This window comes from Bacillus sp. EB106-02-03-XG38 (assembly GCF_058792175.1).
The window spans coordinates 59,836-81,474 of sequence record NZ_JBYTED010000009.1 but is presented as its reverse complement, the minus strand read 5'-3'; the positions used below and the strand labels follow the sequence as shown (position 1 = coordinate 81,474).

The 21,639-nt window shown below is 37.8% G+C and carries 28 protein-coding genes; 19 read left to right on the top strand and 9 right to left on the bottom strand.

Annotated features, from left to right (window positions below):
- The first annotated feature begins 25 nt into the window (after positions 1-25).
- The 6 genes from metQ (at position 26) to sufB (ending at position 6,252) form a co-directional block, all read left to right on the top strand.
- On the top strand, positions 26-832 hold the full coding sequence (metQ, locus tag AC3WTI_RS26580; RefSeq protein ID WP_000722406.1) for a methionine ABC transporter substrate-binding lipoprotein MetQ: 807 nt from the start codon (positions 26-28) through the stop codon (positions 830-832).
- Positions 833-1,071: 239 nt separating this feature from the next.
- Complete coding sequence (sufC, locus tag AC3WTI_RS26575; RefSeq protein ID WP_000929163.1) at positions 1,072-1,857, top strand: Fe-S cluster assembly ATPase SufC; 786 nt, start codon at positions 1,072-1,074, stop codon at positions 1,855-1,857.
- Between the two features lie 15 nt (positions 1,858-1,872).
- Positions 1,873-3,165, top strand: a complete 1,293-nt coding sequence (gene sufD, locus AC3WTI_RS26570; RefSeq protein ID WP_000152177.1) for a Fe-S cluster assembly protein SufD — start codon at positions 1,873-1,875, stop codon at positions 3,163-3,165.
- Positions 3,165-4,385 carry a cysteine desulfurase SufS gene (gene sufS, locus AC3WTI_RS26565; protein WP_001020767.1) on the top strand — a complete coding sequence of 407 codons (1,221 nt, stop codon included), beginning with the start codon at positions 3,165-3,167 and terminating at the stop codon, positions 4,383-4,385. The genes sufD and sufS overlap by 1 nt, the downstream gene beginning before the upstream one ends.
- Positions 4,375-4,806 (top strand): Fe-S cluster assembly sulfur transfer protein SufU, encoded by a 432-nt coding sequence (gene sufU / locus AC3WTI_RS26560; RefSeq protein ID WP_000009525.1) that lies wholly within the window; start codon positions 4,375-4,377, stop codon positions 4,804-4,806. Before sufS ends, sufU begins: the two co-directional genes overlap by 11 nt.
- A 48-nt stretch (positions 4,807-4,854) precedes the next feature.
- Positions 4,855-6,252: a Fe-S cluster assembly protein SufB gene (gene sufB / locus AC3WTI_RS26555; RefSeq protein WP_001118827.1), complete on the top strand. Its 1,398-nt coding sequence runs from the start codon at positions 4,855-4,857 to the stop codon at positions 6,250-6,252.
- A gap of 344 nt (positions 6,253-6,596) precedes the next feature.
- Here sufB and AC3WTI_RS26550 read toward each other — a convergent pair whose 3' ends face one another.
- Entirely contained in the window at positions 6,597-6,827 is a 231-nt protein-coding gene (locus AC3WTI_RS26550; protein ID WP_142286731.1) for a hypothetical protein, read from the bottom strand.
- Between the two features lie 205 nt (positions 6,828-7,032).
- On the opposite strand from AC3WTI_RS26550, the gene AC3WTI_RS26545 reads away from it, so the two are divergent.
- The 3 genes from AC3WTI_RS26545 (at position 7,033) to yunB (ending at position 9,602) form a co-directional block, all read left to right on the top strand.
- Positions 7,033-8,448 carry a bifunctional metallophosphatase/5'-nucleotidase gene (locus AC3WTI_RS26545; RefSeq protein ID WP_301290784.1) on the top strand — a complete coding sequence of 472 codons (1,416 nt, stop codon included), beginning with the start codon at positions 7,033-7,035 and terminating at the stop codon, positions 8,446-8,448.
- A 65-nt stretch (positions 8,449-8,513) separates the two neighbouring features.
- Positions 8,514-8,816, top strand: a complete 303-nt coding sequence (locus tag AC3WTI_RS26540; RefSeq protein ID WP_048528325.1) for a YunC family protein — start codon at positions 8,514-8,516, stop codon at positions 8,814-8,816.
- A gap of 54 nt (positions 8,817-8,870) precedes the next feature.
- Entirely contained in the window at positions 8,871-9,602 is a 732-nt protein-coding gene (gene yunB / locus AC3WTI_RS26535; protein ID WP_097841506.1) for a sporulation protein YunB, read from the top strand.
- Between the two features lie 36 nt (positions 9,603-9,638).
- On the opposite strand, the gene AC3WTI_RS26530 is transcribed toward yunB, so the two are convergent.
- Positions 9,639-10,622: a M23 family metallopeptidase gene (locus AC3WTI_RS26530; protein ID WP_087959404.1), complete on the bottom strand. Its 984-nt coding sequence runs from the start codon at positions 10,620-10,622 to the stop codon at positions 9,639-9,641.
- Positions 10,623-10,811: 189 nt separating this feature from the next.
- Between AC3WTI_RS26530 and lipA the strand changes: the two genes are divergently transcribed.
- A complete protein-coding gene (lipA, locus tag AC3WTI_RS26525) occupies positions 10,812-11,708 on the top strand; it encodes a lipoyl synthase (RefSeq protein ID WP_000166375.1) in 897 nt (298 codons plus the stop codon).
- A gap of 17 nt (positions 11,709-11,725) precedes the next feature.
- Here the strand turns inward: lipA and AC3WTI_RS26520 are convergent, their stop codons facing one another.
- Positions 11,726-12,208: a YbaK/EbsC family protein gene (locus tag AC3WTI_RS26520; RefSeq protein WP_087959406.1), complete on the bottom strand. Its 483-nt coding sequence runs from the start codon at positions 12,206-12,208 to the stop codon at positions 11,726-11,728.
- A 74-nt stretch (positions 12,209-12,282) separates the two neighbouring features.
- Positions 12,283-12,837: a histidine phosphatase family protein gene (locus AC3WTI_RS26515; RefSeq protein WP_097841507.1), complete on the bottom strand. Its 555-nt coding sequence runs from the start codon at positions 12,835-12,837 to the stop codon at positions 12,283-12,285.
- A gap of 133 nt (positions 12,838-12,970) precedes the next feature.
- Here AC3WTI_RS26515 and AC3WTI_RS26510 point away from each other — a divergent pair, with 133 nt between their 5' ends.
- Positions 12,971-13,393, top strand: coding sequence for a hypothetical protein (locus AC3WTI_RS26510; protein WP_097841508.1), 423 nt, complete (start codon positions 12,971-12,973; stop codon positions 13,391-13,393).
- A 44-nt stretch (positions 13,394-13,437) separates the two neighbouring features.
- Here the strand turns inward: AC3WTI_RS26510 and AC3WTI_RS26505 are convergent, their stop codons facing one another.
- On the bottom strand, positions 13,438-14,253 hold the full coding sequence (locus AC3WTI_RS26505; protein ID WP_142286744.1) for a YhfC family intramembrane metalloprotease: 816 nt from the start codon (positions 14,251-14,253) through the stop codon (positions 13,438-13,440).
- 99 nt (positions 14,254-14,352) lie between these two features.
- Between AC3WTI_RS26505 and AC3WTI_RS26500 the strand changes: the two genes are divergently transcribed.
- Positions 14,353-15,084 (top strand): MerR family transcriptional regulator, encoded by a 732-nt coding sequence (locus AC3WTI_RS26500; protein WP_087959410.1) that lies wholly within the window; start codon positions 14,353-14,355, stop codon positions 15,082-15,084.
- A 37-nt stretch (positions 15,085-15,121) separates the two neighbouring features.
- Here AC3WTI_RS26500 and AC3WTI_RS26495 read toward each other — a convergent pair whose 3' ends face one another.
- Positions 15,122-15,700 (bottom strand): YhcN/YlaJ family sporulation lipoprotein, encoded by a 579-nt coding sequence (locus AC3WTI_RS26495; protein ID WP_087959411.1) that lies wholly within the window; start codon positions 15,698-15,700, stop codon positions 15,122-15,124.
- A gap of 115 nt (positions 15,701-15,815) precedes the next feature.
- Here AC3WTI_RS26495 and AC3WTI_RS26490 point away from each other — a divergent pair, with 115 nt between their 5' ends.
- Entirely contained in the window at positions 15,816-16,127 is a 312-nt protein-coding gene (locus AC3WTI_RS26490; protein WP_002008894.1) for a YutD family protein, read from the top strand.
- A 90-nt stretch (positions 16,128-16,217) separates the two neighbouring features.
- On the opposite strand, the gene AC3WTI_RS26485 is transcribed toward AC3WTI_RS26490, so the two are convergent.
- Both AC3WTI_RS26485 and glpX read right to left on the bottom strand, forming a co-directional pair.
- Positions 16,218-16,484: a DUF3055 domain-containing protein gene (locus AC3WTI_RS26485; RefSeq protein ID WP_000392615.1), complete on the bottom strand. Its 267-nt coding sequence runs from the start codon at positions 16,482-16,484 to the stop codon at positions 16,218-16,220.
- Between the two features lie 16 nt (positions 16,485-16,500).
- Positions 16,501-17,472, bottom strand: coding sequence for a class II fructose-bisphosphatase (gene glpX, locus AC3WTI_RS26480; protein ID WP_000439090.1), 972 nt, complete (start codon positions 17,470-17,472; stop codon positions 16,501-16,503).
- 147 nt (positions 17,473-17,619) lie between these two features.
- On the opposite strand from glpX, the gene AC3WTI_RS26475 reads away from it, so the two are divergent.
- From AC3WTI_RS26475 to AC3WTI_RS26460, 4 genes are all read left to right on the top strand, one after another.
- Positions 17,620-18,060: a DUF86 domain-containing protein gene (locus AC3WTI_RS26475; protein ID WP_087959412.1), complete on the top strand. Its 441-nt coding sequence runs from the start codon at positions 17,620-17,622 to the stop codon at positions 18,058-18,060.
- 70 nt (positions 18,061-18,130) lie between these two features.
- Positions 18,131-18,763 carry a helix-turn-helix transcriptional regulator gene (locus AC3WTI_RS26470; RefSeq protein WP_048528350.1) on the top strand — a complete coding sequence of 211 codons (633 nt, stop codon included), beginning with the start codon at positions 18,131-18,133 and terminating at the stop codon, positions 18,761-18,763.
- A gap of 108 nt (positions 18,764-18,871) precedes the next feature.
- Positions 18,872-19,636, top strand: a complete 765-nt coding sequence (locus AC3WTI_RS26465) for a TIGR01457 family HAD-type hydrolase (RefSeq protein ID WP_000276467.1) — start codon at positions 18,872-18,874, stop codon at positions 19,634-19,636.
- A 115-nt stretch (positions 19,637-19,751) separates the two neighbouring features.
- Complete coding sequence (locus tag AC3WTI_RS26460) at positions 19,752-20,282, top strand: DUF5673 domain-containing protein (RefSeq protein ID WP_087959414.1); 531 nt, start codon at positions 19,752-19,754, stop codon at positions 20,280-20,282.
- Positions 20,283-20,316: 34 nt separating this feature from the next.
- Here the strand turns inward: AC3WTI_RS26460 and AC3WTI_RS26455 are convergent, their stop codons facing one another.
- Positions 20,317-20,898, bottom strand: coding sequence for an NAD(P)H-dependent oxidoreductase (locus AC3WTI_RS26455; protein WP_016135941.1), 582 nt, complete (start codon positions 20,896-20,898; stop codon positions 20,317-20,319).
- 346 nt (positions 20,899-21,244) lie between these two features.
- Between AC3WTI_RS26455 and AC3WTI_RS26450 the strand changes: the two genes are divergently transcribed.
- Together AC3WTI_RS26450 and AC3WTI_RS26445 are read left to right on the top strand one after the other, a co-directional pair.
- On the top strand, positions 21,245-21,412 hold the full coding sequence (locus AC3WTI_RS26450) for a hypothetical protein (protein WP_166669203.1): 168 nt from the start codon (positions 21,245-21,247) through the stop codon (positions 21,410-21,412).
- Between the two features lie 54 nt (positions 21,413-21,466).
- Entirely contained in the window at positions 21,467-21,634 is a 168-nt protein-coding gene (locus tag AC3WTI_RS26445; RefSeq protein WP_166669203.1) for a hypothetical protein, read from the top strand.
- The last annotated feature ends 5 nt before the right edge of the window (positions 21,635-21,639 follow it).

The window sequence follows — 21,639 nt, the reverse complement described above, 5'->3', positions numbered from 1 at the left end:
ACTTTAAGGGAGAAGGGGACATCATATGAAAAAGATTCTATTGTCAGTTGTTACAGCGCTGTCTGTATTTACATTAGCTGCTTGCGGGGGGAAAGAGGAGAATAAGCTTGTTGTTGGAGCTTCTAACGTACCGCACGCTGTTATTTTAGAAAAAGCACAGCCGATATTAGAGAAAAAGGGTATCAAATTAGAAATTAAAAAATTCCAAGATTATGTGCTGCCGAATAAAGCGTTAGCAGATAAGGAAATTGATGCGAACTACTTCCAGCACATTCCTTACCTAGATAAAGAAATTCAAGAAAAAGGATATAAAATTGTAAACGCAGGAAAAATCCATTTGGAGCCAATGGGCATTTATTCTAAGAAATATAAAAGTTTGAAAGAACTTCCAGATGGCGGGACAGTTATTATGAGTAATAACGTAGCGGAGCGTGGCCGTATGCTCGCATTGTTACAAAAAGGCGGCGTTATTAAATTAAAAGACGGTGTAGATGTTGTTAAAGCAACAGTAAAAGATGTAGTAGAAAATCCGAAAAACTTAAAGTTTAAAACAGATGTAGAGCCTGGATTGTCACCAAAGCTGTATGAAAATAATGAAGGCGATGCTTTATTCATTAATTCAAACTACGCAATTGATGCGAAACTAAATCCAACAAAGGATGCAATTGCGATTGAAGGATCAGATTCTCCGTATGCAAATATTATTGCAGTTCGTAAAGGTGACGAGAAGAAAAAAGAAATTAAAGAATTAGTAGAAGTACTGCATTCAAAAGAAATTCAAGACTTTATTAATAAAGAATATAAAGGTGCTGTGCTTCCAGTAAGTGAATAAATATTAAGGAAAGGACTGGAAAATTTCTAGTCCTTTTTTCTTTATATAAATAAGAAGAAAGGTGTATCATATAAGGGGGCAAGGGAAATACTTATATACATTTGTGAAAAAATTGTTACTTTTTTTCGTGGTTTGCGATATCATTTTATTTGATATAAGATTAGAATGAGAATAAAATGAGAATATGAACGTTTTAGGAATTTTTAAAATGTATATATAGGATTAATGGAGGTATTGAGATGGCTGGTTCTACATTAACGGTTAAAGACTTACACGTATCAATTGATGGCAAAGAAATTTTAAAAGGTGTAAACCTTGAAGTAAAGGGTGGAGAAATCCACGCAATTATGGGACCTAACGGAACAGGTAAATCAACTTTATCTTCTGCGATTATGGGTCACCCAAAGTATGAAGTAACAGAAGGTAGCATCATCATCGACGGTGAAGATGTATTAGAAATGGAAGTAGACGAGCGCGCACAAGCAGGTCTATTCCTAGCAATGCAATATCCAAGTGAAATTAGCGGAGTAACAAACGCTGACTTCTTACGTTCTGCAATTAACGCACGTCGTGAAGAAGGCGATGAAATTTCTCTTATGAAATTTATCCGTACATTAGATAAAAACATGGAATTCCTTGAAATGGATCCAGAAATGGCACAACGTTACTTAAATGAAGGTTTCTCTGGTGGAGAGAAAAAACGTAACGAAATTCTTCAATTAATGATGATTGAGCCAAAAATCGCAATCTTAGACGAAATCGACTCTGGTCTTGATATCGATGCATTAAAAGTTGTATCTAAAGGTATTAACCAAATGCGCGGCGAAGAGTTCGGTTGCCTAATGATTACGCATTACCAACGTTTATTAAACTACATCACTCCAGACTTCGTTCACGTTATGATGAATGGTCGTATCGTTAAATCTGGTGGCCCTGAGCTTGCACAACGTCTAGAAGCTGAAGGTTATGACTGGATTAAAAAAGAATTAGGTATTGAAGACGAAACAACAGAGCAAGAAGCGTAAGAGAGGAGCATAAACATGACAATCGGTACATTACCTTTCGATCAAGAAACAATCCGTCAACGCGCAAGCGAAGTAAACGAAGCTGCTTGGTTGACTGAGTTCCGCTTACAAGCTCTTGCACAAGCAACTGAACTTCCAATGCCAACGCCTGATAAAACGAAAATTGAAAAATGGGACTTTATCGGAAAAGGCGACGCTGCTAAGCAAGAGCCTGTAAGTTCTTTAACAGAGCTTCCAGAAGCAGTGAAAAACTTAATCGATGAAAATAACAGCGTATTAGTGCAACGTACTGGTACAACTGCATTCGTTTCTTTAGCAGACGAAGCAAAAGAAAAAGGTGTTATTTTTACAGATATCGTAACAGCTGCAACAGAGCATGCTGAACTATTACAAAAGTATTTAATGAAAGACGGCGTGAAGGTAGACGAGCATCGTTTAACTGCACTTCATGCTGCATTAATCAACGGCGGTGCATTCGTATATGTTCCGAAAAACGTTGTTCTTGAAACTCCACTTCAAGCTGTATTCTTAGTAGATGGCGAAGAAGCTAACGTATATAACCACGTATTATTCGTAGCTGATGCGAACAGTACTGCAACTTATGTAGAAAACTACGTTGCAAATGAAAATGCTAAAGGTATTGCAAATATCGTAGCAGAAGTAATCGTGGAACAAGGCGCACAAGTGAAATTCGGTGCGGTTGATCTATTAGCAAAAGACGTAACAACTTACGTTAACCGCCGCGGTGTTGTAGGACGCGACGGCCGCATTGATTGGGCTCTAGGCCTTATGAATGACGGAAACACAATTTCAGAGAACGTTACAAACTTAATGGGCGACGGTTCATATGCTGATACGAAAACAGTAACAATTGGCCGTGGTAACCAAACGCAAAACTTTACAACTAAAGTTGTTCACTTCGGTAAACACTCTGAAGGTTGGATTTTAAAACACGGTGTACAAAAAGATAGTGCAACATCTATCTTTAACGGAATTGGTAAAATTGAACACGGTGCATCTAAATCAAATGCACAACAATCTTCTCGCGTTCTTATGTTAGATGAGAAAGCACGTGGGGATGCAAACCCAATTCTGTTAATCGACGAAGATGATGTAATGGCAGGTCACGCAGCTTCAGTAGGCCGCGTAGATCCGTACCAATTATACTACTTGATGAGCCGTGGTATTCCAAAACGCGAAGCAGAACGTTTAGTCATCCATGGATTCTTAGCACCTGTAGTAAATGAGCTTCCAATTGAAGGAGTAAAAGCACAGCTTGTTGAGGTAATTGAAAGGAAAGTTCGCTAATGAATATTCATGAAATACGCAAACAGTTTCCAATTCTTGATCAAAAAGTGAACGGCAAACAACTTGTATATTTCGATAGTGCAGCAACTTCTCAAAAACCAATTCAAGTTATTGAAACGCTAGAACGTTACTATAAAGAATATAATTCTAACGTGCATCGCGGTGTTCATACGCTCGGTACGAAAGCTACCGACGCGTATGAAGGTGCACGCGAGAAAGTTCGCAAGTTTATTAATGCGAAATCAATGGAAGAGATTATTTTCACGCGCGGAACGACAACTGCATTAAATACAGTAGCGGCTAGCTATGGTCTTGAAAATGTAAAAGAAGGCGATGAAATCGTTATTTCTTACATGGAGCACCATAGTAACATCATTCCGTGGCAACAAGTTGCGAAGAAAACTGGTGCAACTTTAAAATACCTTCCGCTTCAACCAGACGGTACAATTTCTTTAGAAGATGTTCGTCAAACAGTTACACCGAATACAAAAATCGTTTCTATTATGCAAGTTTCAAACGTGCTTGGAACGATTAACCCTGTAAAAGAAATCGGAGCAATTGCACACGAAAATGGCGCAATTATGGTCGTTGACGGTGCACAAAGTACACCTCATATGAAAGTAGATGTACAAGATTTAAACTGTGATTTCTACGCATTATCTGCTCATAAGATGTGCGGACCTACAGGCATCGGCGTATTATATGGTAAAAAAGAATTGCTAAACAATATGGAGCCAATTGAATTTGGTGGTGAAATGATTGATTTCGTAGATTTACAAGAATCTACGTGGAAAGAGCTTCCGTGGAAGTTCGAAGCAGGTACACCGATTATCGGTAATGCAATTGGACTTGGTGCGGCAATTGATTTCCTAGAAGAAATCGGTCTTGATAATATTGAAAAGCATGAACATGAATTAGCGCAATATGCTTTAGAAAGACTATCAGAAGTAGATGGCGTTACAATTTATGGTCCAAAGCATCGCGCTGGTCTTGTTACATTTAATATTGAAGACGTACATCCTCACGATGTAGCGACAGTATTAGATGTAGAAGGTATTGCGGTTCGCGCAGGACACCACTGTGCACAACCGCTTATGAAGTGGCTGAAAGCTTCTTCAACAGCACGTGCGAGCTTCTATTTATATAATACAAAAGAAGAAATTGATACATTTGTTGAATCGCTAATTAAGACAAAGGAGTATTTCACAAATGTCATTTAATAATTTAGATACGTTATATCGTCAAGTTATTATGGATCATTATAAGAATCCTCGTAACAATGGCGTGCTAGAAGATAGTGTTACAGTAAACTTGAACAATCCAACTTGCGGCGATCGTATTCAACTTACGATGAAAGTAGAAGAAGGTATTGTGCAAGAAGCGAAGTTTGAAGGAGAAGGATGTTCTATCTCAATGTCTTCAGCTTCAATGATGACACAAGCAGTAAAAGGTAAGAAAATTGAAGAAGCACTTCAGCTTTCGAAAATTTTCTCTGACATGATGCTAGGAAAAGAGTACGATGACAGCATCGATTTAGGAGATATTGAAGCATTACAAGGCGTATGCAAGTTCCCTGCACGTATTAAATGTGCAACATTAGCGTGGAAAGCGTTAGAAAAGGGCTTAAACGAAGATAAGTAATGTTAAAGGTTCCTAAAAACGAGGTTATCTAAGGAGGGACACACCAACATGGCGAAGCAACTGCCAGATATCGGCGATTACAAATATGGTTTCAAAGACAAAGACGTTTCGATTTTCCGTGCTGGACGCGGTTTAACAAAAGAGATCGTTGAAGAGATTTCACGTATGAAAGAAGAACCACAGTGGATGTTAGACTTCCGTTTAAAATCACTGGATAAGTTCTATGAAATGCCAATGCCACAATGGGGCGGCGACTTAAACGACTTAGATTTCGATGAAATTACGTACTACGTAAAACCATCTGAGAAATCTGAGAAGTCTTGGGATGAAGTACCTGATGAAATTAAAGCAACATTTGATAAATTAGGTATTCCAGAAGCTGAGCAAAAATATTTAGCTGGTGTATCTGCACAGTACGAATCTGAAGTTGTATACCACAACATGAAAGAAGACCTAGAAGCTCTAGGAATCGTCTTCAAAGATACAGATAGCGCGTTAAAAGAGAACGAAGATATTTTCCGTGAGCATTTCGGAAAAGTAATCCCACCAACAGACAACAAATTCTCTGCATTAAACTCTGCAGTTTGGTCTGGTGGATCATTCATCTACGTTCCAAAAGGTGTTAAAGTTGATACACCACTTCAAGCGTATTTCCGTATTAACTCTGAAAATATGGGACAATTCGAGCGTACGCTTATCATCGTAGACGAAGGCGCACACGTACACTACGTAGAAGGTTGTACAGCACCTGTTTACACGACTAACTCACTTCACAGTGCGGTAGTAGAAATCATCATTAAAAAAGATGCGTATTGCCGTTATACAACAATCCAAAACTGGGCGAACAACGTATACAACCTAGTTACAAAACGTGCGGTTTGTGAAGAAAACGCAACGATGGAATGGATTGACGGTAACATCGGATCTAAATTAACGATGAAATACCCAGCAGTTATCTTAAAAGGCGAAGGCGCTCGTGGTTTAACATTATCTATCGCGATTGCTGGTAAAGGCCAACACCAAGATGCTGGTGCGAAAATGATTCACTTAGCACCAAACACGTCTTCAACAATCGTTTCTAAATCGATTGCGAAGCATGGTGGTAAAGTAACTTACCGTGGTATCGTACACTTCGGACCAAAAGCGAAAAACTCTCGCTCTAACATCGAGTGTGACACGTTAATCATGGATAACCAATCTACATCTGATACAATTCCTTATAACGAAATCAAAAACGATTACGTTTCACTTGAGCACGAAGCGAAAGTATCGAAAGTATCAGAAGAACAATTATTCTACCTAATGAGCCGCGGTATTTCTGAGCAAGAAGCTACAGAAATGATCGTAATGGGCTTCATCGAGCCATTCACTCGCGAACTTCCAATGGAATACGCAGTTGAAATGAACCGCCTAATCAAGTTTGAGATGGAAGGTTCTATTGGTTAATATTTAAAGTGGAAGCGGCTCGTCCAGAATGTGAGGGGGATGGAGCTTCTGACATAGAGGCGCTTTTTGCCTCATAGGAAGAAGTGAAGCCACCGAGCATTCTAGCCGCTGGAACTGGATAATAGATAAAGTGGAAGCGCCCTGCTGTGCAGGGCGCTTTTTTATGTTGTTCTTGTTTGAGGGCAGGTTGGTGGGGATACCCAGGTGGGTTTCTAGTCAGATATATCAACGATTTTTCAAATATATCGACGATTCGACAAGGGATATCGACTTATCGACAAAGTGAGTGGGGGTCTTACTGCCCGTTAAATGCGGGATAAAAATAGAGCTAGCGATAACTAGCTCTAAAATCCGAATCCTACAAATATAAAAGGAATACCTATTAATACAAAGAGAATTAGTAGAAGTAAGATAAAGATACCGGCAAATCTCAATTTGCTAGCTTCGTTTTTAGATATTGCAATCATGCTAAACATGAAGCCGAGAATAACGAGAGGGAAGCTAATAAATAGATATAGATTCGGTAAGTAAAGTACCGAAGCGATAAATAAAATGCTTCCTATTAATGAAAACACGAGTGAGAGTAAGCTATAAAGTTTAATAAGAACACCTCCTATATAGATGATAATGCAGAAAAATTTATATGGAAAGGGCAATCTTTTGCTTTTTCTCACAATGCGAGTACAATGTAAAATAGCAAGAAAAGACGAAAAGTATTTACAGGATTATTGCGTACGCATAGCGTAAATGGCAGTAAGGAACTGAGAGGAGGTTTTTTCTCTGAATATAAATAAAGAAACAATCATCCACCTTTATCATACAAACGATATACATAGTCATTTTGAAAATTGGCCGCAAATTTCTCGGTTTGTACAAGGAGAGAAAAAGCGAAGACAGGAAGCGGGAGAGACCGTTTTGACGGTTGATATTGGCGATCATGTGGATCGTTTTCATAGTATTTCGGAAGCGACGAATGGACTTGGCAATACGAAGCTTTTGAATGAGGCGTTATATGATTATGTAACGATCGGAAATAATGAAGGAATTACGTTAGCGAAGGAGCACCTGAATCGTCTATATGATGATGCTGGGTTTGAGGTGCTCGTTGCAAATTTATTTGAAAAAGAAGGTGTACGTCCAGCATGGGCAAAGCCTTATAAATTACATACAACGACAGATGGGATTACAATTGCTTTTATCGGGTTAACGGTTGCGTATCCAGATTTTTATCAAATGTTAGATTGGCATATTGAAGATCCAATCGAGCATTTAGAGTCTATTTTAGAAGAAGTGCGAGATGAGGCTCATATTACGGTTGTCCTTTCTCATCTTGGTAAAAGCATGGATGAATATATGGCGGAGCATTATGATATAGAAGTTATTTTAGGAGCACATACGCACCATTTATTTGAGCGTGGCGTTCTTATGAATAATACGCTACTTTGCTGTTGTGAAAAGTGGGGACGTTACGTTGGACACGTTCAGCTTACTGTGGATAAAGAGACGAAGAAGTTATTGAAAAAGGACGGTAGAGCGATTAAGACAGAACGTTTAGGTGCTTACAGCAAGCCGTTATCCACAATTGAATTGCTGCAAGAAGAAAGTAAAGAGATTATGGCAGAGCCTGTCGTTCATTTAAAGGAATCATTACCAGTTGATTGGTTTCATGAGAGAGCATTTTCGCACATGTTAGCGAATGCGCTGAAAACATGGTGCGGTGCAGAGATTGGCATGGTGAACGCTGGTGTACTTCTTGAAGGATTAGACGAGGGTGTTGTGACGCGCGGAGATATTCATAGCATTTGTCCACATCCAATTAACCCATGTTTATTAAAAGTGCCGGGGAAAACGCTAAGAGAAGTTATTTTGAAAGCACGTCACCCGAATATGGAGAACCTTGAGGTGAAAGGATTCGGATTTCGCGGGAAAGTGATGGGGAAAATGATTTACGCTGGTGTCGAAGTCATTCCAGATACGATTCCTGGGAATAAAATTTTACTAGAAGATGTATTGATTAACGGGGAATCGCTGGAATTAGATCGTATATATACAGTAGGAACGATTGATATGTTTACATTCGGCTACTTATACCCAGAGCTATCCACACTTTCTGACAAACAATATTATATGCCAGAACTACTTAGAGATGTGTTAACAGACATGTTAATAACTCATACATCTTCCGTCAAACTATAGGCTAGTTAACTTGTAACACTCATTTTTCTCTTGTCATACAGATAAGAAAGAGAGGAGTGTGAACTATGGTTAATGTGGAGCCAATTATAATCGATAATTATACGTTTATTGCGGTTAGCGTCAAACTTCCAAAGACAAATTTGCTAGCTGTAATGAGCGATAAAGGATATATTATGTGCGGTGCATTAGATGTAGGTCTTTTAAATGAGAAGTTAGGGGATCGAGGAATTATTGCTGGCCGCGCGGTTGGTGTAAGAACGATTGAACAACTTCTTGAAGCACCACTAGAATCAGTAACGATTGAAGCCGAAACTTTAGGTATCACGGCTGGCACAATCGGAAAAGAAGCATTATTAAAAATGAGATAAGCATATATCGTCCCTCCTTCTTGCATAGAAATGATATAAGAAGGAGGTTTTTTTATGAGTATATTTCGTTCGAAAAATTCGCGGTTTCGAAGGGGACCTATTTCCTTTCGGCACATACTGCTTATGTCGTTTATTCTTTTTGTCATATTACTCGTGCAAGGATTATGGATTGTAAATAGTAGCATTCAGCCGACATTAATTAAATATGGAGAAGTAGAGACGCATAAAATGGCGACAGCGGTTATGACGAAGGCGGTAAAGGACAGAATTAATGAAGGGTTCGATGTCGATTCATTAATGAAAGTGCAAAATGATAAAAACGGGAAAGTATCCACAATTAATTTAAATACGAAGCAAGTAAATGAAATCGTAACGTCAACGACCATATACATAGAAAAATATTTACAGCAAGTAGAACAAGGTGATTTGAAAGGGTTAGGTATTTCTGAAAAAAATGGAGCAACAATGGCAGTTCCTTTTGGTCGCGTAACGGATAATGCGCTTCTTGGAAATATAGGACCCGACATTCCAATTGATTTCACGACAATTGGTCATGTAAATACAGATATTAAACAAAAAATTGAACCGCACGGAATCAATACGACAGCCATTCAAATTATTATGGAGATGGAAGTCACGTTGCAAGTGATTATTCCATTTCATACGAAAGAAATAAAAGTGAAGCAAGATGTTCCAATTGCAACGCGCATTGTGCAAGGGGAAGTGCCTACGTATTATGGAAGCGGAAGTGTTGTTGTACCTGATAAAAAGAAAACGGATAGTTAGCTATAAATAAAAAATAACCGTAGCATATTGCTACGGTTATCGTTTTGTATTCGCGCGTTCTTTTCGCTCCCAAAGACTTAAATGCATGTATGGATCGAAAGCCCATTCTGTATATCCATTGTCTTTATACATACCGAAATGTAAGTGGGGCGGGAATTTTCCAGCTGTGCCGGGAGGGCCGTAACCGGTGCTACCAACAAATCCGATTACTTTTCCGGGCTCAACAATTTGTCCAAGTTGTATTTCTTTTGAGAATCCGCCTAAATGAGCGTAATAATGATAATTATTATGAAGGTCGCGAATACCGATGCGCCATCCACCAAGGCGGTTCCAACCTTTTGTTTCAATAATGCCATAGCAAGTAGACCTTACTGGTACGCCATAGCCTGCAAAAATATCGGTTCCTTCATGAACCCTCCTTCCCCCAAAACTTCTTCCAGCACCGAAAGTACTACGGTAGCTATGGTCACTACGAATTGGAAGAGGGAACGCATTTCCTTCTAAATTAATACGTCCGTAATGTTTATAAATTTGGGCGTATTCGGAAATTAATTCAACTGTTTTCGCACGTCTATAATATTCCCAAAGCATAATGTGAACACGGTCTTCGGACGTTCCTTGTTTCTTTAAAATGGTCGCTGCTGTATGCAGAAGATCACGGTCGTTATTTGCATTTGCAAATCCATCCTTGTCACCATCTAAACCCAAACCACCAAATAGAGAAATGGTATAGGGGAGAGTGTCGTTACCATTCACAGGACCAGCCCATATTTCTGGTTTGAAATAAAGGGAAATGATGGCATCTGGTTTTTTCGGAATATCTTTTCTTACGCTCCGTATATTTCTTTCATATTGATCCATTGCAGCTAAGTAATACCACGGAATGCCTGAAGATTGCTCGGTTTCTTTATATAGTGCCATGCGCTTTTCATATATACTTTGCTGATTCTCTTCACCATAAGCGATGTTTTGGTGGAGAAGAAAGCAAATCGAAAGCAAAAGAGAAATTTTTCGAAGCATGAAATAGACTCCTTTCACAACATCACTCTTTTTAGTGTGGGATATACGGAGTATTTCATTATAGGGAACGATTGGAAAAAATCTTAGAATCTTCATTTGAGCAAATCGCTTTCATACGTTAGAATAGATATGTTACATTGAAAGAAGCGAACACGGTAAACTATTTCATATTGTGCGGAGTTGATAACCATGACAAAACAAACAGAATATAAGCGCAAGCCCGAATGGTTGAAAATTAAGTTAAACACGAATGAAAACTATACAGGCTTAAAGAAAATGATGCGTTCTAAGAATCTTCATACAGTTTGTGAAGAAGCGAAATGTCCGAATATTCATGAATGCTGGGCTGTAAGAAAAACAGCAACATTTATGATTTTAGGTGCGGTTTGTACACGTGCTTGTCGTTTTTGTGCGGTTAAAACAGGCTTACCAACTGAGCTTGATTTACAAGAACCAGAACGCGTAGCAGATTCTGTAGTACAAATGGGCTTAAAGCACGTTGTTATAACAGCGGTTGCACGTGATGATTTAAAAGACGGCGGAGCAGCTGTTTTTGCTGAAACAGTACGCGCTGTACGTCGTAAAAATCCATTTACGTCAATCGAAGTATTACCATCTGATATGGGTGGAGTAGAAGAAAACTTAAAAATGTTAATGGATGCAAAACCAGATATTTTAAACCATAACATTGAAACAGTACGTCGATTATCTAACCGAGTTCGCGCTAGAGCAAAATATGACCGTTCATTAGAGTTTTTACGTCGAGCGAAAGAAATGCAGCCTGATATTCCAACTAAATCGAGCATTATGGTGGGTTTAGGTGAAACGAGAGAAGATTTAATTGAAGCAATGGATGACTTACGTGCAAACAATGTGGATATTTTAACTCTTGGACAATACCTACAACCATCTAAGAAGCATTTACCAGTTCTTAAATATTACCCACCAGCAGAATTTGCAGAGCTTAAAGAAATTGCACTTAGCAAAGGCTTTAGCCACTGTGAAGCTGGCCCACTTGTGCGTTCTTCTTACCATGCGGACGAGCAAGTTCGTTCTGCAAAAGAAAAAACAGCAGAAGCAAAATAATGAAAAAAAGAGAGCTATTATAAGCTCTCTTTTTGTTTATATTCTAAAACAGTATTTGAGCACGTTAATAAAATCTTCTTTAATTCCTCTGTGGATAATTCAATTGTAAATTCAGGTACACCAGGTGTAATTAAAATTTTTTCATAAGTATAAATTGCACAATCCACAATAATCGTTACATGTTGTGAATAACCGAAAGGAGCGACACATCCTGGCGTACAACCAGTTTTGTCTCGCATTTCATCAGGAGAACAGAGAGATAAGCGTTCTCCCGTTAGTTCTTTCATCTCTCCTCGGTTGAGCCTTGTGCCCTCTAACGTAAAAAATACGTAATAATCTCCAGACTTTGATTTTAAAAATAAGCTTTTACTTGGAGTACCGTGTAAGCCAAGCCGTTCACGTACGATACGATCTGTTTCATAATCGAGTACCGGTTCGTGCTCAAACTTTTCGTAAGAAGCATTTGTTTTATGTAGTAAAGCAAGTACATCTTCGTACATATGGAGTGATACCCCTTTCTATTGTTAGTACAGTTTCTTCTCGTGGCGTCAACTGAATGTGTTGGAAAGAGATATTACTTGGATGGTGCTTCCCATAATCGCTTTATAGTACATTGTTCATCAATTACAATTTCATAAACATCAGGATTCGTTAAAGCTTTCCATTCATTAAAGCTGATCGTATGATCAAAGTGCTTTAAAATGAGTGTAAGTAAGTTTCCATGTGTAACGAGTAGTGTTGTAGTATGGTTTAATTTTAAAACGTCTTGGATAAGCGATATAGCACGGTCTGTTGCTTGTTTTGTTGACTCTCCGCCAGAAAAGGCAATATCTATATTTGTAAAAGTAGATTCTAGTTTTTGCAACCAATCGTCCATTGGAACGTCGCTTAATATGCGTTCAGCTAATCGTTCATCTTCTTGGATAGACAAGTTAGCTTGGAGTGCATAAGGCCGAATAGAATCGATAGCTCGCACAAATGGGCTTGAAATAATACAATCTATTTGTGGTTGGTTTTCTAAGAGGAATGTAGCAAGGGTGTTTGCTTGATTTTTTCCTGCAATCGTTAATTCGGCACCACGTTCTTGGCCAGTTGCTGAACAATGTCGTATTACAATCAATTTCTTCATAATTCATCCCCATCTTTCAAGTTGACGCTATATACTTCGACAAATGTGAAAAAAATTCCTTTTTATTGGAAACGGCATATTGATTGAACTGTGTGGAAAAGTAATGTGGATAACGAATATTTGAGGTGCACTTATGAAAATAATGATATGTATTATATTCAGTTTTTGTTTTTTTCTGCACTTGTCCACAACGTATGCAGAATCGAATACAAAATTTAATTATCCAAGCAACCGAAATAAATCGTTTGTGAGTGAAGATATGTTTTATGAACAGTTAGATGAAAAGGTGTATAAAGAATATAAAAATGCAGCATATAGTGTTAGGAAAAAGATCTTATTTAAAGAAGTGCCCGATGAAGAATTTTCTTTCTGGCAAAAAACAGTCGCGGGTTGCCGGAGTAGAGTGGTGCTTCAGGATTCTTTTATTCATCCTGATCGCCAAGTTTATTTTTTCGCTTCCTTTTCTCAAAATGAAGCAGAAGAGCTTCATAAGTATATTGTTATAGATGCAGAAACGAAGAGGGAGTTGCAAGAGGGAAAAAGCTATCGTCATTAGGATAATCTATATAAAAAATAACCCACCAACAGGTGGGTTATTTTTTACTCCGGCACACTCATTAACTTTTCTTTCATTTTACGAATAAGAATGACAGCACCAATTGTGAAGAGAAGGGTAATTCCTTCTGCAACAAAGATGTTGATTGTTTTTGTTTGGTAAAGTGCTGCGAAAAAGTCTACAAATGCGTGGAATAATATAGCGTAAACAAGGAAGATATATTTCTTCTGTTTTACTGCGTATAAGACAAGCATCGTAAAGGCAATTTGCAACACAAGAGCCATAATTCTTTCCAAGCTGCCAAGGAAGTATAAATAAGCAGGCTGCTCTATTAACATATCCTTTACAACATTTAACTGTGGTAGTTTTTCTGCCATTTGAGCGAAGCTACCGTTGTTAATAGCATTTGCGAATATAAGTGTCTGCAATGCGGAGAATCCGCCAACTAAAATGGATTCAATCCCGCCGTGACCTATTCCGTAAGCAAAACCATCTTTATATTCTTGGTATTTTTTTAGTAAGAAGAAGAAGGCAACGAAACGTCCTAATTCTTCAAAAATACCAGCGGTTAGTCCGCCATAAAGTGCAAAGACAAATGGATTTTCTAAAATTGGAGCGATTGCCGGATTTCCGCGCATAAATAGGTGGAACGGTGTCTCGAGAATTTGGGTAAACCCAATAAAAATAAGAGCACCAACACCGACTACTTTCCAATTAATATGATATTTTTTACGAAAATAAACAAACGCAATAATGGGTACCAGAATCGAAAGCACAAGTTGAATTGTGATACTGGCAATTACCGTATTTGAAACCATACTTTCACCGCTTTCTAATATATGTACATATCTATTATGCATGAAATATAGTGGAGATGAAACTTTTAACAAAAAATGAATTTACTTATTGACTCTAACGTTGCGTCATACTTTATCGTATGTATTAAGGGGGAGATACACATGACAATGAAGGTAAAAGAAGTAGCTAATTTAGTTGGGATTAGTGTGCGCACACTGCATCATTATGATGAAATTGGGTTGTTAACCCCAGACGAGACGACAGAGTCTGGATATCGTCTGTATTCCAATGAAAATTTAGAGACATTGCAGCAAATTTTATTTTTTAAAGAACTAGGCTTCCCTTTGAAGAAAATTAAAGAAATTATCATGAGTCCATCATTTGACCGAGAAGAAGCACTGCAGCTTCATAAAAAAATGCTTCTTGAAAAGCGTGCTAGGTTAGATAAAGTGATTGCGACGATTGATAAAACAATTCAACATACAAAAGGAGAGATTGAAATGACGAACAAAGAGAAATTTGAAGGCTTCGATTTCAGCCATAATCCGTACGAAGAAGAAGCGCGTGAAAGATGGGGAGACGCAGCTGTAGATAAAGCGAATGAATATGCGAAGGGTATGTCAAAAGATAATCAAGAAGAGTTTAATACGATTTACAGAAATTTAGCGGCGCTTAGACACGGTGCACCAGATTCTAAAGAGGCACAAGAAGCAATTGGAGTATGGTACGATTACTTGCAAAACTTCGGTGAATATTCATTAGATGCTTTTAGAGGACTCGGCCAAATGTACGTCGCTGATGAGCGCTTCACGAAAAATATCGATAAGTTCGGCGAAGGGTTAGCGCAGTTTATGTGTGATGCGATGGCGGTTTATGCGGATCGTAAGAAATAGTCAAAAATAAAGAAGGTGGAGGTTTTCTCCACCTTCTTTATTTTTTTATCATATCATTCAAAGTCTGATCCCCCGTATTGTTCAAATGAGGATTTTTGCTCATTTCTCGTTTTAGCATATCAAGGCTCTGTGTATATTCTGTATCATTTAAAGCGCCAGATTGAAGGCCTTGAATTTGAGAAATCAACTTTTGGTCTGTTGATACATATGCTTTATAATAGCGAGGAACGATGGACAAAGCAGCTCTATATACTTGATCTGCTACGAGTTTTGGATCCGTTGTGTTTGCACGGTATACAACAAATACTTCATCGTCGGTAACGAGCGTAGCAGCGTTTGTAACGTCAGGAAGTTTGACTGTCATGCTTGTAATCATTTCAGCGACTTTCTCACGGTTAATGGCTCCTACTTGTTTGTTAGATACTTCATGTTTTTGTTTAGATGAATAACCGACTCTCGTTAATCGTGTATTTGTATTTTCCGTATGATACATGTCGTTTTTGTTGGAAACAAGAACACGGCTTCCTTCTTCACGTTCCATTTCGGCTTTATTATTTGTTTGACAGCCTGCAAATAAGGAAAGAGTGAGGAGAGAGAGTATAATTTGTTTTTTCACGATGTATCACCTCCTTCTCCATAGCATGCACTAATTTTCAATTTTTTGTATTTGAAATTGTTGGTTGGTATGCTTTGTGATACGATAAAAAGAAGAATGCTTAGAGAGGAAGTTAATGATGGAGCAAAAGCAAGAGCAAGAGATGCATGCTACGGTGAGCATTAATAATGTTCAGTACGAAGTAATTAAAAACTTTCGTGATGGTTTTAGTGAAGAAGCATTTAAAGAGCGTTATGCAGAAATTTTAAATAAATATGATTATATCGTTGGAGACTGGGGTTATGAGCAACTTAGATTGCGCGGTTTCTTTGATGATAGTAATCAACGTTCGACGTATGATACAAAAATTAGTACGTTAACGGAGTATTTATACGAGTACTGTAACTTCGGTTGTGCACACTTCGTATTACGAAAAGTGAAGAAATAAAAAAATCCTCTTACGATTGTAAGAGGATTTTTTATAGCAATTATACCAATACTAAAAAACACCAGCTAAATAGCTGGTGCCTACGATAAATTATATAAGTTCAAATAAAAATGAGCGTAGTTCTTCTGCAATTTCTTCAGTCATAGAAAATGCATGCTCTAAGTAGCCTGGTTCGTTTAAATCGTCAGGACCGATGATTGCAAATTTATTGCGCTGCATATCAAGGACAATTGTTTTACCGTAATGACGATCGGAGTATAAAAGCGCTAAATCATGACGCTCATTTTCTCCCATAAAGCTAACGAAACGAGTTCTTGTAGCGACTGTATCGTCGTACAGAAAGAAACGTTCTTCCATACACATGGCTCCTTTATTAAATATCTAAGTTTAAGTGTGGTTTATGATCTAAATGGTGATGCGTTTTAATGAATCGTACCGTTCTTGTTTTGTAGCGCATAACGATAGAGTATGTTTCAGCTAAATCTCCGCCAAGGAATTTCACACCGTCTAATAACTCACCAGCAGATACACCAGTTGCTGAGAAGATTGCATCATCTCCAGATACTAAGTCATCTAACATAAGAAGTTGACGAGGATCTTCTAATCCCATTTCACGACAACGAGCTTCTTCTTCTTCGTTCATTGGAACTAAGCGTGCTTGCATTTCACCTTCAAGGCATTTTAATGCTGCTGCAGAAATAACACCTTCTGGAGCTCCGCCAATACCTACGAATAAGTCAATACCTGTCCCAGGTAGTGCTGTTGCGATTGACGCACCAACATCACCATCACCAAATAATTTTACGCGTGCACCTTTTGCACGAACACGGTCAATAATATCTTGATGACGTTCACGTTCTTGAACGATAACTGTTAGATCGCGAATCTTTTTATTGTTAGCTTCTGCTACAATTTCAATTGTTTTTTCAATTGGATCATCTAAGCTAATTTTACCAGCTGCTTTTGGACCAACCGCGATTTTTTCCATGTACATATCAGGAGCATGAAGAAGGTTTCCTTTATCTGCGATTGCGATAACTGCCATTGCATTTGCAAGACCTTTTGCAACGATGTTTGTACCTTCTAATGGGTCAACGGCGATGTCTACTTCTGGACCGTTACCTGTTCCTAGTTCTTCACCAATATACAACATCGGTGCTTCATCAAGTTCTCCTTCACCAATTACAACTGTACCTGCCATGTTTACTGAATCAAACATATCACGCATTGCTGTAGTTGCTGCATCATCTGCTTCGTTCTTCTTTCCGCGGCCCATCCACTGTGCGGATGCTAATGCTGCTGCTTCTGTTACACGGACAATTTCTAGTGCGAGTTCACGTTCCAAGGTTCCATTCCTCCAATTTCAAAAATCATACAAATATAACTATAACAAATAACGGAGAAAAGGTGAATTCGAAAAATTGTCGATTTTTTCAGAAGAAAGCGTTACAATTAAAATGTAAATGCTTTAATTTCCAGGTAGGTGACATTCATGTATTTTGTAGACAGAAAGAAAATAGAACAAATGCTAGTATGTTTAGAACGAGCAACAAGTACATTTCAAGAGAAAAAGATATATGAAACCGAGTTTGAATTTTACGCATTAGAACGCATAGCTCATCTAATTATTGATACTGTATTAGATGTAGGGAATGCGATGATTGATGGATTTATTATGCGCGATCCAGGAAGTTATGAAGATATTATCGACATTTTGATGGACGAGCGAGTGATAAGTGCAGAAGAAGGACAAGGCATGAAAGAAGTAATTGTTCTTCGAAAAATGCTTACGCAAGATTATATTCAAATGAATCATGATGAATTATATAAGACGATTCAAAAACATATTGCAGTGGTAGAGAAATACCCAACAAATATTCGCAGTTATTTAGAGAAGGAATTAGGACCTGTATCTGCATTTGTACCAGAATAATTATGCTTATAAGATCCCCAAGGTACCTTTTTGGGGGTCTTATATTGTATGTGAGGGAGAAGATTGAAACATGGGGGAAGCACGTACGACGAAAGACGAAATTGTACAATTATTGAAAGTAAAGGGAGAACACACGGTAGCAGAATTAGCTGACGTTTTAGAGATTACCGAAATGGCGATCCGAAGACATCTAAGTAATCTTGAGAAAGACGGTTTCATTTATTCTAAGATGGTAAGGCAACATGTCGGAAGACCAACTTATTTGTATGGATTAAGTGAAAAGGGAGAAGATACATTCCCGAAGGAGTATAAGCAATTTGCGATTGATATGCTAGAAGATTTAGCTCGAATGGGTGATGAAAAAATACTTCGTTACGTTTTAAAAGAGAGAACGAAGCGAATGGAAGAACAGTTGCAAAAGCGAGTGAGTAATCAAAAGAATTTAGCATATAAAGTGCAAGAGATAGCGGCTATGCAAGAGAAAAATGGTTATATGGTTCAAATAAAGAGAGATGGAGAAAACTCTTTCGTAATTGAAAAACAAAACTGTCCGTTAAAGGAAATTGCAGAGAGATTCCCGCAAGTATGTGAAGATGAAAAAGAGATGTATAATCGTTTATTTGCAGGAGCAGATGTGAAGACGTTAGCAAACATGTGTGAGGGCGATTGTAGTTGTTCTTACCAAGTAAAAGAGAAAAAATGAACGTTATGGGGCGCTTTAAGGTAAAGCGTTTTTTTCTTTGGAAAAAGCGGGTAATATAAGAGTGGTATGATAGGTGAGAACGTTAGCATAGAAGGAGAGACATAATCGATGTATAAAGGTTACTTAATTGACTTAGACGGTACAATGTATCGCGGAGAAGAACAAATTGAAGAAGCGAGCGACTTCGTAAAAGCGTTAGGAGAGCGCGGCATTCCTTATTTATTCGTTACGAACAACTCAACGCGTAAACCAGAACAAGTGGCAGAAAAACTTGTTCGTTTCGATATTCCAGCGAAAGCAGAGCAAGTATTCACAACGAGTATGGCGACAGCGAACTTTATTTATGAACGTAAACAAGACGCAACTGTATATATGATTGGTGAAGAAGGCTTACATGATGCACTTGTGGAAAAAGGTTTTGAACTTGTGGATGAAAATCCTGATTTCGTTGTTGTTGGTTTAGATCGTGACATCACATATGAAAAATTAGCAAAAGCTTGTCTCGCTGTACGTAACGGCGCAACATTTATTTCTACAAATGGAGACATTGCTATTCCGACTGAGCGCGGATTATTACCAGGTAACGGTTCATTAACATCAGTTGTAGCAGTATCAACAGGTGTGGATCCAATCTTTATCGGAAAACCAGAATCAATCATTATGGAACAAGCTTTAAAAGTGCTTGGCATAGAAAAAAATGAAGCATTAATGGTTGGGGATAACTACGATACAGACATTTTAGCAGGAATAAATGCTGGTATGCATACGCTTCTTGTCCACACTGGAGTAACAACTGTGGAGAAGTTAACAGAATATGAAGTACAACCAACGCAAGTTGTGCATAACTTGACGGAGTGGATTGAGAAGATGTAATGAAATGCAGGTAGCCGGAGAGGTTACCTGTTTTTTTTATGCATAATTGCATATGTGCTATTGTTATGTAAAATGTAAAATTTATATACAATGATATTGAAGGGAGGGAATCAGAGTGTACTGGATATCATGTATTATGTTTGTTTTTACATTATGTGTTTTATTTTTTGTTCTATGGAAGATATATAAAATAAATGAAATGAAAAAAAGTGCGGGAAAAATTATTGCAACATATCCACGAGTGAAGAGACGGTGGATTGCGTCACTTGGGCCGGTATATTTCATTGGGCAATGTATGTATATATATGCTCAGTACGTAAATGGCGATATTGATACAGCTCAACAGTTCCTTATTCAGTCGGGTAGTTATGTTGTAGCAAGTTGTTTTATGACTTTAATAGCTATCCATCTTATTAAAAGTGTAGAAATATATGAAAAAGGTGTAGTAGACGGATTAAACTTTTATTCATACGAAGAATTAAAAGGCTATAAAACATCGACGTGGGAAAATCCAAAAGAGAATATATTTTTATATCGCGGGCGAGAAAAAATGAATGACAATGTGAATTTACTTATTAGACAGGAAGATATGAATGAATTAGAAAGCATTCTTCAAAGATATATTCCGAAATTAATGATGAAATAAAAAAACTCCGGTTTTAACAACCGGAGTTTTTTTATTAGAATGCACGATTCACAACATCTTTAACCTCTTCAAGATATTGTTTACGCACATTATCATCCACAGAAGGAACACTCGTATAGAATGTATGCTCAATTGTTTCAATGCCTGTAAATTCAAAGATACCAACATCTGCTGTTTTCTTCATTGCATCAAACATACCGCCTGCTGTGTATGCCTCTTTCGTATTTCCCATTGTAGATAATAGTAAGCCTTTTTTACCGCTTAATAACTTCTCGATACCATTTTCACCGTAAGCATAAGCGAAGCCATGGCTAAATACACGGTCAACGTATCCTTTTAAAATAGCAGGAAGTCCCGCCCACCAAACTGGATAAATAAATGTAATGCTATCAGCCCAAGAGATATGCTCTTGTTCTTCTTTAATATCTTCTGGTGTGTTGCCTTGAGAAAATGAGATGAAATCCGAAGCGCCTAATACTGGATTGAAGTTTAATTCGTATAGATCGCGAACGCGTACTTCATGACCTTTTTCTTCTAATTCACTTTTTACCGTTTCTAAAATTGCATGGTTGAAGCTTTCTGTATTTGGGTGTGCATAAACGATTACATGTTTCATTGTTCTTCCTCCTATTTGTGGATATGTGAATAGCTTGTTCCTGATGTGTAATAACATACTGATGTAATTATTCTCGTTATGATGGGGATTAGTCAAATGATTTGCGCTGGTAGAGAGCTTCTATTGATAAAGCTGTAGGAGGTAAAGAAATATATTTCGGCCTAATTAACTAAAAATTATTAAAAAACTGAAAGTATGCCATTTTGCGAGGTGTGTTTCACTTTTTATTTATACTAAACTACAAGTGTAAAGCAGTTAAAAATATAAACGAAGGAGATGAAAAATAAATCCTACGAAAGTAATTGTAAGATGAATTAAGAAATAACCAAAAATGGAGGTAATGAAAATGAAAAAGAAATATGTAGCGCCAGAAGTAGTAGAGTTTGGGAATGCATCAGATATTGTAAAAGGCTGTGGAGGCTGGGGTTGTGAAGTATACTTACGCAACTGGTCATATAGAATGCAAGGTGGAAAATGTGTAGATATCTATAAAGGAGAAGCGGGCGACTGCTAATTTAAAGTGAAAAAGTAAAAACGAAATAAAACTAAAAAAACGGAGGTAATGAAAATGAAAAAGAAATATGTAGCACCAGAGGTAGTAGAGTTTGGGAATGCATCAGATATTGTAAAAGGCTGTGGAGGCTGGGGTTGTGAAGTATATTTACGCAACTGGTCATATAGAATGCAAGGTGGAAAATGTGTAGATATCTATAAAGGAGAAGCGGGCGACTGCTAATTGTA